Source organism: Nocardia sp. NPDC005978, from assembly GCF_040614455.1.
GTDB lineage: Bacteria > Actinomycetota > Actinomycetes > Mycobacteriales > Mycobacteriaceae > Nocardia.
This window is the reverse complement of the sequence record NZ_JBEXUS010000003.1, coordinates 104,728-117,654: the sequence shown is the minus strand read 5'-3', so window position 1 is coordinate 117,654 and position 12,927 is coordinate 104,728. Positions and strand designations below refer to the sequence as shown.

The following is a 12,927-nucleotide window of genomic DNA, read 5'->3' as shown; positions in this document are numbered from 1 at the left end:
TTTCGGCTGACCGTGACACGGGGGGCTCAGCGGACGGCCACCTCGGCGGGGGCCTGCCAGAGCGTGCTGCGCAGGTCCCGGCCGCGAATCACCTGGATGCGCCAGGGGTCGAGCTTCAGCATGTGCAGCTTCGGATCTTCGATGCCGGTCCAGAAATTGCTCAGCGGATAGCCCGCGCCCCGGGGGCTGGTGTTCAGGTACAGATTCCAGACGTGCTGACGAGTGGTCAAGTCCTCCAAGGGAATCCAGTCGGCGGTGGCGTCGATGTGCACCGAGTTCTGTTTGCGATTCCAGTAGGAGAACGTGGTGTTCGGGTTGTTCGCCAGGTGCGCCTCCTTGACGGGGGTGCGGTAGGTGGCGAGCCAGCCGACGGGGTTGCCGTCCACCGTCTCCCACACCGGGATGAGCACCCGGGCGCGAGGGCGGTTCTTGCGATCCACGGTCACCATGTGGGCATAGACGGTTTCGCCGATGTAGTCGTCGAACTGGGTCTCGATATCGGCGAAAGCCGTTGTCTTGGCGGTCATGTCGATCTTCCTCTCGAATCGAACAGTGGTCAGGCCGTGGCGGTGGCGGTGATCTCGGCGGGCTCGGCTGCCGTGGAGCCGGTGCCGCGGCGCAGGCCGAAGGCGCCGAGCAGGCCGGCGAGCACCACGGCGATCACCGGGACGAACAGGGCCGAGCGAATCGCGTCCATCCCGCTCGCGCCGGAGGCGATGGCGGCCACGTGCACCGCGGTGACCGCGGAAACGCCCAGGGCGAAGCCGAATTGGAAGGCGGTGTAGAGCAGCCCGCCCGCCAGGCCGTGCTCCCGCTCGTCGATGCCGTCCGTACCCGCGATGGTCAGCGGGCCGTAGACCAGGGCGAAGGAGATGCCGAGCAGGATGAGCGCGGGCAGAATCGCGGTGTAGGCGGTGTCCAGACCCATGGGCAGCAGGAGCAGGTAGGCCACCGCGGCGATGACGACGCCGCCGAAGACCACCCGGCCGTTGCCGAAGCGTTCCACCAGTTTCGGGGTGAGCAGCGGCGCGAGAATCGCGTCGATGCCGATCACGGCCATGGCCAAACCGGTCTCCATGGTGCTCCAGCCGCGCAACTCCTGGAAGTACAGCGCCGCCAGGAACTGGAAGCCGGCGAAGGAGCCGATGAACAGCAGGGCGATCACGTTGGTGCGCACCAGGTTCGGATTGCGCAGGATGCCGAGGCGCACCAGCGGATCGGCCACCCGCCGCTCGGTGAGCACGAAGAGTCCGAGCAGCGCCAGACCCGCGGCGAACACCGCCGCTGTCAGTGCGGGCCCCTCACCCGGGTGTTCGAGCCGGACGACGCCGTACACCAGCAGCATCATCGCGCCGGTCACCGAGATCGCGCCCACCACATCGACCGTGCCGCGCTCGGACCGCGGTCCCTCGGCGTCGCGCACCAGGGCGAGCGCGGCCACCAGGATCAGCGCCGAGAGCACCACCGGCGCGAAGAAGACCCAGCGCCAGCCGAAGGTGGTGAGCACGCCGCCGACCACCATGCCGAGCGAGAAGCCGCCCGCACCCACTCCCGCGTAGACCAGCAGCGCGCGGTTGCGCACCGGCCCCTCCGCGAAATTGGTGGTGATCAGCGAGAGCCCGGCCGGCGCCATGAACGCGGCGGCGACACCGGTGACGAAACGGGCGGTCAGCAGCATCCAGCCCTCGGTCGCGAAACCGCCGAGACCGGAGAACACCACGAATACCGTGAGCCAGAACAGGAATACGCGCCGGCGACCGAACAGATCCGCGGCGCGGCCGCCCAGCAGCATGAACCCGCCGTAGCCCAGGACATAGGCGGAGACGACGCCGCTGAGCATGCCGGTGGTCAGGCCCAGATCGGCGCGAATGGACGGCAGCGCGACGTTGAGCATCGCGACGTCGATGCCCTCGAGGAAGATGGCCCCGCTCAGGACGGCGAGTACCGCCCACGCACGGGCGGACATGTCGGTGAAGACCGCGGGCGGCCTGGATTGCAACATCGTGCAACTCCCTTGATCAACGGTTCCCCAGCGTGGGGTCGGTTACTTCTTGTTACCAAGGGAAGTTTCGGGCAAGATTCGATCTCATGGAAGACGGCACATTCAAGTCACCCGGTGACTGCGGGGATACCGACCCTGACCTGTACGCGGTGCACTGGGACGCGCGCAACGACTGCGAGGTGCGCCAGATTCTGGACCGCGTCGCCGACAAATGGTCGCTCCTGGTGATCGCGCTCCTCGAGGAGCGGACCCTGCGCTTCAGCGAACTCAAGTACAAGATCGACGGGGTGAGCCAGCGGATGCTGAGCCGCACCCTGCGCCAGCTCGAACGCGACGGCCTGGTGGAGCGCACGGTCTACCCGACGGTCCCCCCGCGCGTGGACTACGCGCTGACCCCGCTCGGCGCGAGCCTGCACACGACCATCAAGGCGCTGGTCACCTGGACCGAGGCGCATCAGAACCAGATCGCCGCGGCGCGAGACACCTACGACCGGCAGCAGGCACTGGCCGAGTCGGGCGCGCTACCCGTTGCGCTCGCGCACTGACGTTCGGAACCGGCAGGGCGCGGGCGCACTGGCTCATCGTGAGTGATTCGGGCCGCCACCGTGGTGACGGCCCGTCGGATCAGGCCGACGCGAGGAACTCGGTGACGATGCGCGTCAGCGCTTTCGGGTCCTCCAGCATCGGGAGGTGGCCCGTCGCCAGCTCTCGGGGGGCGGCGGGGGTCAGCCGGGCGGCGTAGCGGCGTTGCAGGGCGGGGGCGAACTCGCGGTCGGCGGTTGTCACCACGTAGCCGGCCCTTTCGGGAAAAGCGTGCGGGGACAGGCGATCCCGGTACAGGCGCTGCGACTCCGGGGTGAAATCGGCGACGAGGCGGGTGAGGTCGCCCTCCCCCAGCCCGGAGCCGAGGCCGGCGCGAATCGCTTTCTCCGGCGGGCGAGTTCCCGCGATGCGCATGATCGGCCCGATGACATAGCGCTGCGGCACGGGCAGCGCCGAGACGAACGAGCCGCCGGGGACGGGGATCGAGGCGGCGACCCCGAGCACCCCCGCAACCCGATCGGGGGCGGCCGCGACGATCTCACCGGCCACGGCCCCGCCCGCCGAATGCGCGACCAGGACGAAAGGCCCCTCCGGGGCCTGAGCCAGCGCGGCCTCGGCGTACTCCCGCAGGCTCGCCCGGCCACCCCGGGGATACTCCGCGACCACCGAGGACACCGGCAACTCGGCGCGCACCGCGTCCCAGATCCACGCGGGCAGCCCCGCGCCGCTGAGGAACAGCACCGGGGTGGAGGACTCGAGCGGCATGTCCGCTCCTTTCCGACTAGTGGCGAGCCCGGATCGGGCACGGGCGGCGGCCATCGGCACGACCGCGCCGCCGAACACGACGACACCTGCAACCGGGTCGCGCACAGCGATCTTCCCCGCTCGGGCCCGGACGGGACGTTCCGGGGCCGAGCGCGGAGATCGCGGCGACGTGGGCGACAACCACGCCGCCGACCGGGGACGGTACCGACGCGGCCGGGATGGGATGCTTGGCGGATGGTGTCGGAAAGCGCGGACGTTCCCGGTGGACGGTGGGGTGACCACAACCTGGAGCGCCGGCGCGCCATCATGGCGGCCCTGATCGCCCTCATCGAGGAGTCCGAGCCCGGGGCCGAGATTCCCCTGCAGCTCATCGCCGAACGAGCCGGGATCCGGCGGTCGGTGGTCTACCGGCACTTCACCGATCGCAAGGATCTGGACGCCAAGACCCGCGAGTTCGCGGTCGAATCGAATGTGGACCGACTACTGCCGACCCTGGACCTGTCGGACAGCCTGTACGACACCGTCTCCGGGATCGTCGGGCCGTATGTGGCGCTGGTGGAAGCGCATCCGCGCCTGCACGAGTGGGTCGAACACGGTCCCGGCAGCCATGACCCGGCCGGGCGCGCGGTGGTGACCGGCACGAAAGCCGCCATCGCGGAACGTGTTTCGACGCTGTTCAGCATGTCGATGGCGCTGCTCGACATCCAGGAGCCCGGGGTGGAGATCGCCGCCTTCGCCGTGGTGTCCATGGCGGACGGCGCGATCACGCGCTGGATGCGAACCATCCCCAGGGAGTATCCGGCGGCCGAGGTGACCCGGCTGCTCACCGATTCCATCTGCTACATGATCGACGGCCACGCCCGCGCGCACGGCGTCGAGATCGATCCGCACCTGCCGCTGCGCGAACTGCTGGACCGGACCACCACCGACGCCTGACCGGCCGCCGCGCGCTCGCGGCCGGCCGCGCATTCTGTTTGCGACACGATGTCGCGATCACTCTTGTTCGACGCCACCCCGCCGGGGTACGGTCGTGTCACGACGTGATCGCGACACCGTGTCACGTTCATTCGATCAGGAGTGCTGGGGATGAATTCCACGACGCAGACCGCAGCCGCGCAGTCCGACGCGCACTACACCGAGACACTGGCGACCCTGTCCTACGGGTCCGTGCACAAACGCTTCGACCCGTACCTCGACATCGACTGGGACCACCCGGATTTCGCGGTCCGAGCCGATGACCCACGCTGGGTCATGCCCCCGGAGGACGCGCTCGGCGCGCACCCCTGGTACCGCGCGCTGCCGCTGGATCGGCAGATCGAGATCGGCATGTGGCGCCAGGCCAATATCGCCAAGGTCGGCCTGCAATTCGAGAACATCCTGATCCGCGGGCTCATGCAGTACGTGTTCTCGGTGCCCAACGGCTCACCCGAATTCCGCTACTGCACACACGAATCCATCGAAGAGTGCAACCACACCATGATGTTCCAGGAGGTGGTGAACCGGATCGGCATGGATACCCCGGGGATGCGGACCTGGGTGCGCTACGTCGGGCCGCTGGTCCCGTTCCTGGCCTCGATCTTTCCCGAGTGGTTCTTCGTCATGGTGCTGGCCGGGGAGGAGCCCATCGACCACGGGCAGAAGCTGCTGCTGCGCGCGGGCCGCGACACGCACCCGATGATCCAGCGGGTGATGGCGATCCACGTGGCCGAGGAGGCCCGGCACATCAGCTTCGCGCACAACTACCTGGAGAACGCGGTGCCGCGGATGGGGCGGATCCGCAAATTCGCGCTGTCCCTGCTGTTCGCGCCGACCATGCGCATCATCTGCGATCTCATCGCTGTGCCCACGCGCAAGTTCCGCGAGGACTGCGACGTGCCGAAACACGTAGTGGACGAGATCTTCTGGAGCAGCCCGGAATCCCGGAAGAACCTGCGCGACTTCTTCGCCGACGTCCGGATGCTGGCGGACAAGCTCGGCCTGATGAATCCGGTCGCGCGGCTGCTGTGGAAGCTCTGCAAGATCGACGGCCCGGTCTCGCGCTACCGCAGCGAGCCCGCTCGCACCGCGCACTGAGCCGCGCCCATGCCGCACATCATCACCCAATCCTGTTGCAACGACGCCTCGTGCGTCTACGCCTGCCCGGTCAACTGCATTCATCCCACGCCCGACGAACCCGATTTCGGGCGGGCGGAGATGCTCTACATCGATCCGGCCGCCTGCGTGGACTGCGGGGCGTGCGCGGCGGCCTGCCCCGTCGACGCCATCGTCCCGCACACCAGAATCACAGCGGGGCAGCAGGTTTTCGTTCAGCTCACGCCGACTTCTACGCCGGCCTCCGGCCGCGCCCGGCCATGGCTCCGGTGCCCGAGATCCCCCGGGTCCGCCCGGCGCGGGTACCACTGCGCGTGGCGATCGTGGGCTCCGGCCCGGCCGCGATGTACGCCGCCGACGAACTGCTGCGCCACCGGGGAATTCGCGTCAACGTCTTCGAACGTCTCACCCGGCCGCACGGATTGGCCCGCTTCGGGGTAGCCCCCGATCACACCGCCACCCGGCAGGTCACCGATGTGTTCGACACCATCGCGCGCCAGGAGGGCTTCCGCTATCACTTCGGCGTCGAGGTGGGCCGCGACATCAGCCACGCCGAACTCCTCGAGCACCATCACGCGGTGATCTACGCGGTCGGCGCGGCGACCGACCGGCCGCTGGGCATTCCCGGCGAGGACCTGCCCGGCAGCGTCTCGGCGACCGAACTGGTGGCCTGGTACAACGGACATCCCGACTGCGCGGGCCGGGAGTTCGATCTGAGTTCCGAACGCGCGGTGGTCATCGGCAACGGCAATGTGGCGCTGGATGTTGCCCGCGTCCTGACCACCGATCCCGAACGGCTGGCCGCGACCGATATCGCACCCTACGCGTTGGAAGCATTGCGGCGCAGCCGTATCCGCGAGGTGGTCGTGGTGGGCCGCCGCGGCGTCGAACAGGCGGCGTACACCATGCCCGAGCTCGCGGGGCTGGTCCGGCATCCCGATGCCGTGCTGCGTACCCTCCCGGCGGAAGTCGGATTCACCGGGCACGCGCACGAGGTCGCGGGCCCGCTACCGGCCCGGCACGAATGGGCCAAGGCCGATCTGGCGCGCGCCCAGGCCGGACGCGCGTTCGGGCCCGGCGATCGCCGCGTCATCCTGCGGTATCTGCGCAGCCCGCGCGAGATACTCGGGCACGAGCGCGTGCGCGGAATCGTGCTGGCCCGCAACGAACTCGTGTACGAGAACGGAATCGCACGGCCGGTCACGACCCCGGACTACGAGACCCTCGACACCGGTCTCGTACTGCGGTCGGTCGGCTATCGCGGCACTCCCCTGCCCGATCTGCCCTTCGACGCCGGCACCGCGACCGTCCCGCATCGGCGCGGGCGAGTGGTGGATCCCGGCTCCGGCGCGGAGGTCGCCGGAGCCTACGTCGCGGGCTGGATCAAGCGCGGTCCCAGCGGATTTCTCGGCACCAACAAATCGTGCTCGCGCGAGACGGTCGAAACGCTGCTCGCCGACTCCGGCCGCGACCCCGCCCGGTTCCCCGTGCGCGACGACGCCGCGCTGTACGCCCTGCTCGCGGGCCGGATCCCCGGCTACGCACAAGTGAACGACGATCCTGCGACAACACAGAGCCGGTGGCGCAACGCTTTTCGCCGCACACCCGCGACCGTCTGACATCGAAGAGAAGAGTTCCGCACGTGACAACCCCCTACCGCTCCCGCTGGATGGACGATGACCTGGACGCGCTGCGCGACCTGGCGCGCTCGTTCTGCGAGAAGGAGATCGCCCCGCACATCGAGCGGTTCATCGACCAGCACCACGTGGATCGGGAACTATGGCAGGTCGCGGGATCGCTCGGTCTGCTGTGCATGTCGATTCCCGAGGAATACGGCGGCGGCGGTGGCACTTTCGCACACGAGGCCGTGCTCATCGAAGAGCAGGCCCGCATCGGCGACTCCTCGTGGGGCGCGGCGCTGCACAGCGGCATCGTCGCGCACTACCTGCTCGCCTACGGCACCGAGGAGCAGAAACGGCATTGGCTGCCGCGGCTGGCCTCGGGCGAGGTGGTGGGCGCGATCGCCATGACCGAACCCGGTACCGGCTCCGACCTGCAGAACGTGAAGACGCGCGCGGTGCGCGACGGTGACGAGTACGTCGTGGACGGCGCGAAGACCTTCATCACCAACGGCGGCCAGGCCGATCTGATCATCGTCGTGGCCAAGACCGGCGGCGAAGGCGCACAGGGCATTTCGCTGATACTGGTCGAGGGCGACCGGCCCGGCTTCCGGCGCGGCCGGGTGCTGGACAAGATCGGCCAGCGCGGGCAGGACACCTCCGAGCTGTTCTTCGACGCCGTGCGGGTGCCCGCGACCAACCTGCTGGGCACGGTCGAGGGCCAGGGCTTCATCCAGCTCATGCAGCAGCTGCCACAGGAGCGGCTGATCATCGCGGTGGGTTCCACCGTCGCGGTGGAAACCGCACTGGCGCAGACCCTCACGTACACCAAGGCGCGAGAAGCGTTCGGCAAACCGGTGTTCGGCTTCCAGAACACCAAGTTCACCCTGGCCGAGGTGGCCACCGAGGCACGGATCATGCGCGTGTTCACCGACGACTGCGTGGAGCGTCATATTCGCGGTGAACTCGATATCCCCACGGTGGCCATGGCCAAGTGGTGGACCAGCGAACGGGCCATGGCCAACATCGACCAGTGCCTGCAACTGCACGGCGGATACGGCTACATGACCGAGTACCCGATCTCCCGGCTGTGGGTGGACAACCGCGTGCAGAAGATCTACGCGGGCACCAACGAGATCATGAAGGAGATCATCGCCCGCACGCTGTGAGCTCGCCGCCCGGCTGGCCGGAGGTGATGACGGGCGGGTCCACCGGCGGCGCTCGGGACGCTAGCCGGCGCGAGTCAGCCTGCGGCTCAACTCTTCCCACGGCCAGGTGTTGATGACGCGGGCGGCGGGCACACCGTTGTCGGTGGCGCGCTGGGCGCCGTACCCGAGGAAGTCGAGCTGGCCGGGGGCGTGGGCGTCGCTGTCGATCGAGAAGTCGCAGCCCATCTCCAGGGCCTGGCGCAGCAGACGGGACGGTGGATCGCGGCGCTCGGGGCGGGAATTGATCTCTACGGCCACACCGTGGTCGCGGCAGGCGGTGAAGACCTGGTCGGGGTCGAAGGCCGATTCGGGGCGGGTGCCGCGGGCGCCCTCGACCAGGCGGCCGGTGCAGTGGCCCAGGACGTGGGCCTGCCCGCCCGCTACCGCACGCACCATGCGCCTGGTCATGGCGTCGCGTTCCATGCGGAGTTTGGAGTGCACGCTCGCGACCACCACGTCGAGCCGGGCCAGCAGGTCGGCGTCTTGATCGAGCGAGCCGTCGTCCAGGATGTCGACCTCGATGCCGGTGAGGATGCGCATCGGGGCGAAGCGTTCGCGCAGTTCGTCGATGACGTCGAGTTGCCGTCGCAGCCGGTCCGCGGACAGGCCGTTGGCGACCGTGAGGCGCGGTGAGTGATCGGTGAGGGCGCAGTACTCGTGACCCAGAGCCTGTGCGGCGGACATCATCTCGTCGATCGGCGCCGAGCCGTCCGACCAATTCGAATGCAGGTGCAGGTCTCCTTTGAGGGCCGCGCGCAGCTCGCCGCCGCCCAGGTCCCCGGCCGTGGCCCGCAGCTCCACGAGCAGATCCGGGTCCCGGCCCGCCCACGCCTGGGCGATCACCGCTGCCGTCTTGGGCCCGATGCCGGGCAGGGACTGCCAGCCGCCGGATCGGCCCAGCGCCTCGCGCTGCGCGGGGTCGAGTCCTTCGACGATGTCGGCGGCCCGGCGATAGGCCATCACCCGCCGGGACTCCTCGCGGGCGCGATCCTTGTAGTAGGCGATCTCACGCAGTGCGGCGACCGGATCCATCCCTCCAGTGTGCGCGCGGGCCCGGCGCGGCGGGCGGCGGCTACGGTTGTCGGGTGACGAGTTCGACTGTGCGTACCTACGGCGGGCTGGCGGTGGAGGATCGCCGGGCCCACCGACGGCGGCAATTCCTCGCCGCCGCGCTGGTGGTGTTCGGCGACGACGGTTACGCCACCAGCTCCATCGCGACGATCTGCCGGACCGCCGGCCTGGCTCGGGCGCAGCTGTACGAGCACTTCGACAATCGCGAGGACCTGCTGCTCGCGGTGTACGACATGATCCAGGACGACGCGCGGACCGCGCTGGTGACCGCGCTGTCCGAGACCGACGCGACCGGTATCGCGGCGCGGGCCCGGATCGCGGTCACCGCCTACGCCGAATCTCTCGGCCAGGATCCGCGCCGCGCGGCGATCTCGTTCGTGGAGATCATCGGGGTCAGCGCGCGCGTGGAACAGCACCGGGTGGATCAGCGCCGGATCTGGTTGCAGTTCGCCGAGGCCGAGTTGCGCTACACCTTCGGCGAGGATTACACGCCGCCGGGCGGATACGCCTCCGCGGCAATGGGATTCGTCGGCGCGCTGATGGCGCTGGTGCACAATTGGAGCGCCGCGCCGTCGCGGGCCGCACTCGACGACATCATCGAGACGCTGACCTGCTTCCTGACCGGACTGGCGCCCGCGCCGAGCTGACGGGCCGGCGCCGCCCGCGTTCGGCCCGCCGAAGCCCGGCCGGCAACGACCGCGGATACCCGGCCCGCTGCGCCTCGGCGCATGCCCGAAGGTGAGACCGTGCAGTATCACAATTAGGACAACCCGGCGGCATTCGCGCCACCGGCCAGCTACCATCGGCGATTTGTTAGACGAATTCGTTCAACAAATGGTCCGGGTGCGGCTCCGGGATACGCTCGACCACGAGCCTGCCCCGCATCGATCCTTCGTGAAGGGAGCATTCCTCTCCGATGCCGCAGCACAGCACGCCGCCGCACCTGTTCGGCCGCGACCGGGAACGCCGGGAACTGGACCGGCTGCTGGAACGGGCGCGAGCGGGCGCGGGTTCGGCGCTGCTACTCGTCGGCGAACCGGGTATCGGGAAGACCGCGCTGCTGCGCTACGCCGCCTCCCGGGCCACGGACTTCCGGGTCCTGGACTGCCGCGGGGTGCCCAGCGAGACCGAACTGGCCTTCGCCGGACTGCATCAGCTGCTGTGGCCGGTGCTCGACCGCATCGACGCGCTGCCGCCCGCGCAGGCCGCCGTGCTCCGGGGCGCGCTGGGGCTCGGCGGTCACACCGGGGACCGGCTGCTCATCGGCGTCGCGGTGCTGACCCTGCTTTCGGAGCTGTCCGCGGACCGCCCGGTGCTGGTCCTGATCGACGACCTCTACCTGCTCGACGAGCCGAGCCGGAACTGCCTGCGCTTCGTCTCGCGGCGGATCGCCGAGGAATCCGTTCTCATGCTGGTGGCCACGCACCCCGGCACCGCGAGCGAGACCGGTGAACCGACGCCGAGCCTGGCCATCGAGGGGCTGGACCTCCACAGCTCCGAACAGCTGATCGCCGAACACCATCCGACGCTGAGCCCGGTGCGGAGCAGGCGACTGCTGCTGCTCACCGGCGGAAACCCGCTCGCGCTACTGGAATTGAGCCGCGACGCGGGTTCCGAACTCGGCCCCGCCGTCAATTCCCCGCTCGCGCTCGGCCCTCGGCTACGCGCCTCGTTCGACTCCCGCCTGCGCGCGCTGCCCGTCGCGGACCGCACCGTCGCCCTCGTCGCCGCCGCCGCGGACGGCGCGGACGCGCGCACGGTGCAGCAGGCGGCGGCGCTGCTCGGTGTGCCGGCCGAGAAGTGGCCGAGCGCACTGGATTCCGACCTGCTGCACCTGTCCGACGGGCGAATCACCGTCGGGCACCCACTGATTCGCGCGGCGGTCTACGAGAGCGCCGATCCGCTCGCGCGCCGGGCCGCGCACGTGGCCCTGGCCCGGGTGTACGCCGAGAGCGATCCGGACCGGCACGACTGGCATCTCGCGGCCACCGCGAGCGGACCGGACGAGTCCATCGCCGCCATGCTGGACATCGCGGCCGAACGCGCCGGAGCGCGCGGCGGCGCCCTGTCCGCGGCGAGGCTGCATCGCCGCGCCGCCGCGCTGTCCCCCGACACGACCGCCGCGGCACATCGCCTGGCCCGAGCCGCCCGCGCGGCCTGGGACGGCGGCGATATCGAGTCGGCGCGGGAACTGCTCGCCGCGGCCGACGACCGCGTGGGCGCGGCGGCGGTCGGGGCGGCCGCCGGTGGCCTGGCCGGTCTGCTGGAACTGGGGCTCGGCGATCCCGAACGCGCGCGGCACATGCTGCTGCGCGATGCCGGATCCACGGCGCCGCGCTTCGGCGCCGAACTGCGGCATCTGGCGCTGCGCGCGTCCTGGGCGCTGCGGGATCCGCTCGATCCCGGTGCGCTGGACGAGATCGCCGCCCGCGACATCGCAGACGGCACGGACCTGCCACCGTACCGGCTGCCGATCGCCGAGGTCGCCATCGCACTCGGCGTGGAAAGCCATGCGCTGCGGCAGTATTCGGATTGTATCGAGCGAATGCGCACCGAAGGTCCCGTCACCTGGCTCGGGTATTCGCTGTGCCAGCGCGCCATCCTGCTGTGCACGCTGGGCCGGTGGGACGATGCCATCGCCGACGCGTCCGAGGCGATAACGATGGCCGCGGATTTCGGCGGCTTGCAAACGCCCGCATACGGTTACAGCACGCTGGGTCTCATCGCCGCGCTGCGCGGTGACACGGCCGCCGCGTTCGATCTGACCGAACGCTCCCTCGCCTTCTCGACGCCCCGCCGCTACTACCCCATCACCGCCGGAGCGTTCTTCGCGCGCGGGCTCGGTGCGCTGGGTGCGGGCCGCCCGGACGACGCCTTCGAGGCACTGGACCCGATCGCGACCCCCGGGCACTTCGCGCACCACCCCACCCTGGCGGTGTTGAGCGCGGCCGACGCCGCGGAGGCCGCCGTCCGAATCGGCCGATTCGACCGTGCCCGTGGCTATCTCGACCGGCTGATCGCGCACGCCGAGAGCAGCGGAGCCGCCTGGGCCACCGCGGACAGCCACCGGGTCCGCGCGCTGCTGGCCGGCGATGACGCGGCGGAGGAGCTGTTCGCGGCCGCACTGGCGGCAGCGCCCGCCGCACGCCCGCTGGCCCGCGCGCGCATCCAGCTGCAGTTCGGTGAATGGCTGCGGCGGGTACGCCGCCGCCCCGAGGCCTTGGAACAACTGCGTCCGGCCCACAACGCTTTCCAGCGCCTGGGCGCGCATCCGTGGTCCGAGCGCGCCGGTCGCGAGATCATCATGGCCGGTGACCGCACCGGCTCGACGACGAACCCACGGGTCATCGAGGTACTGACCGCACAGGAACTTCAGGTGGCCCGCCTGGCCGCCACCGGCCTGACCAACCGCGAGATCGCCGCCCGCCTGCTGATAAGCCCCCGAACGGTCGGAAATCACCTGTCCCACATCTTCGCCAAGCTCGGCCTGGCCGGTCGCGGCGATCTGGGCAACATCGATTTCGAGAACGGCTTCCGCCTGACGACCTGATTGGACGGCAGCGTAGTTGCTGCGGCGGAGCGCCCCCGTCCCGAACACGGCACGATCGCACACGGCGGAAGCGCTCCG

11 protein-coding genes and 1 pseudogene are annotated in these 12,927 nt (G+C 69.9%); 8 read left to right on the top strand and 4 right to left on the bottom strand.

Translation table 11 applies throughout. The annotated features are described in order from the left end of the window. Nucleotides 1–26 precede the first annotated feature (26 nt). Nucleotides 27–527 (bottom strand): pyridoxamine 5'-phosphate oxidase family protein, encoded by a 501-nt coding sequence (locus ABZ319_RS02500; RefSeq protein ID WP_354984505.1) that lies wholly within the window; start codon nt 525–527, stop codon nt 27–29. A gap of 29 nt (nt 528–556) precedes the next feature. Continuing rightward, a complete protein-coding gene (locus tag ABZ319_RS02495; protein ID WP_354984504.1) occupies nt 557–2,002 on the bottom strand; it encodes an MFS transporter in 1,446 nt (481 codons plus the stop codon). An 86-nt stretch (nt 2,003–2,088) separates the two neighbouring features. Between ABZ319_RS02495 and ABZ319_RS02490 the strand changes: the two genes are divergently transcribed. Next, nucleotides 2,089–2,547 (top strand): helix-turn-helix domain-containing protein, encoded by a 459-nt coding sequence (locus tag ABZ319_RS02490; protein WP_354984503.1) that lies wholly within the window; start codon nt 2,089–2,091, stop codon nt 2,545–2,547. A gap of 79 nt (nt 2,548–2,626) precedes the next feature. Here ABZ319_RS02490 and ABZ319_RS02485 read toward each other — a convergent pair whose 3' ends face one another. Then, nucleotides 2,627–3,310, bottom strand: coding sequence for an alpha/beta hydrolase (locus ABZ319_RS02485; protein WP_354984502.1), 684 nt, complete (start codon nt 3,308–3,310; stop codon nt 2,627–2,629). A 234-nt stretch (nt 3,311–3,544) separates the two neighbouring features. On the opposite strand from ABZ319_RS02485, the gene ABZ319_RS02480 reads away from it, so the two are divergent. The 5 genes and pseudogenes from ABZ319_RS02480 (at nt 3,545) to ABZ319_RS02460 (ending at nt 8,189) form a co-directional block, all read left to right on the top strand. Then, on the top strand, nt 3,545–4,246 hold the full coding sequence (locus ABZ319_RS02480) for a TetR/AcrR family transcriptional regulator (RefSeq protein ID WP_354984501.1): 702 nt from the start codon (nt 3,545–3,547) through the stop codon (nt 4,244–4,246). 150 nt (nt 4,247–4,396) lie between these two features. Further along, a complete protein-coding gene (locus ABZ319_RS02475) occupies nt 4,397–5,383 on the top strand; it encodes a diiron oxygenase (protein ID WP_354984500.1) in 987 nt (328 codons plus the stop codon). 9 nt (nt 5,384–5,392) lie between these two features. Further along, nucleotides 5,393–5,557: pseudogene (locus ABZ319_RS02470) on the top strand (ferredoxin family protein); the annotation flags it as partial. 113 nt (nt 5,558–5,670) lie between these two features. Further along, nucleotides 5,671–7,020, top strand: a complete 1,350-nt coding sequence (locus tag ABZ319_RS02465; RefSeq protein WP_354984499.1) for an FAD-dependent oxidoreductase — start codon at nt 5,671–5,673, stop codon at nt 7,018–7,020. A gap of 50 nt (nt 7,021–7,070) precedes the next feature. Further along, nucleotides 7,071–8,189: an acyl-CoA dehydrogenase family protein gene (locus ABZ319_RS02460; RefSeq protein ID WP_354984546.1), complete on the top strand. Its 1,119-nt coding sequence runs from the start codon at nt 7,071–7,073 to the stop codon at nt 8,187–8,189. A gap of 60 nt (nt 8,190–8,249) precedes the next feature. Here the strand turns inward: ABZ319_RS02460 and ABZ319_RS02455 are convergent, their stop codons facing one another. Then, nucleotides 8,250–9,260 carry a PHP domain-containing protein gene (locus tag ABZ319_RS02455; RefSeq protein ID WP_354984498.1) on the bottom strand — a complete coding sequence of 337 codons (1,011 nt, stop codon included), beginning with the start codon at nt 9,258–9,260 and terminating at the stop codon, nt 8,250–8,252. Between the two features lie 53 nt (nt 9,261–9,313). On the opposite strand from ABZ319_RS02455, the gene ABZ319_RS02450 reads away from it, so the two are divergent. Further along, nucleotides 9,314–9,946, top strand: a complete 633-nt coding sequence (locus tag ABZ319_RS02450; protein WP_354984497.1) for a TetR/AcrR family transcriptional regulator — start codon at nt 9,314–9,316, stop codon at nt 9,944–9,946. 269 nt (nt 9,947–10,215) lie between these two features. Continuing rightward, complete coding sequence (locus ABZ319_RS02445) at nt 10,216–12,849, top strand: LuxR family transcriptional regulator (RefSeq protein WP_354984496.1); 2,634 nt, start codon at nt 10,216–10,218, stop codon at nt 12,847–12,849. Nucleotides 12,850–12,927: the final 78 nt, after the last annotated feature.

Excerpts from the sequence above, each read along its gene's own strand:
- ABZ319_RS02455 (WP_354984498.1), bottom strand. The coding sequence starts at position 9,260 with ATGGATCCGGTCGCCGCACTGCGTGAGATCGCCTACTACAAGGATCGC.
- ABZ319_RS02480 (WP_354984501.1), top strand. The coding sequence starts at position 3,545 with ATGGTGTCGGAAAGCGCGGACGTTCCCGGTGGACGGTGGGGTGACCAC.
- ABZ319_RS02490 (WP_354984503.1), top strand. The coding sequence starts at position 2,089 with ATGGAAGACGGCACATTCAAGTCACCCGGTGACTGCGGGGATACCGAC.
- ABZ319_RS02485 (WP_354984502.1), bottom strand. The coding sequence starts at position 3,310 with ATGCCGCTCGAGTCCTCCACCCCGGTGCTGTTCCTCAGCGGCGCGGGG.
- ABZ319_RS02500 (WP_354984505.1), bottom strand. The coding sequence starts at position 527 with ATGACCGCCAAGACAACGGCTTTCGCCGATATCGAGACCCAGTTCGAC.
- ABZ319_RS02475 (WP_354984500.1), top strand. The coding sequence starts at position 4,397 with ATGAATTCCACGACGCAGACCGCAGCCGCGCAGTCCGACGCGCACTAC.
- ABZ319_RS02445 (WP_354984496.1), top strand. The coding sequence starts at position 10,216 with ATGCCGCAGCACAGCACGCCGCCGCACCTGTTCGGCCGCGACCGGGAA.
- ABZ319_RS02495 (WP_354984504.1), bottom strand. The coding sequence starts at position 2,002 with ATGTTGCAATCCAGGCCGCCCGCGGTCTTCACCGACATGTCCGCCCGT.
- ABZ319_RS02460 (WP_354984546.1), top strand. The coding sequence starts at position 7,071 with ATGGACGATGACCTGGACGCGCTGCGCGACCTGGCGCGCTCGTTCTGC.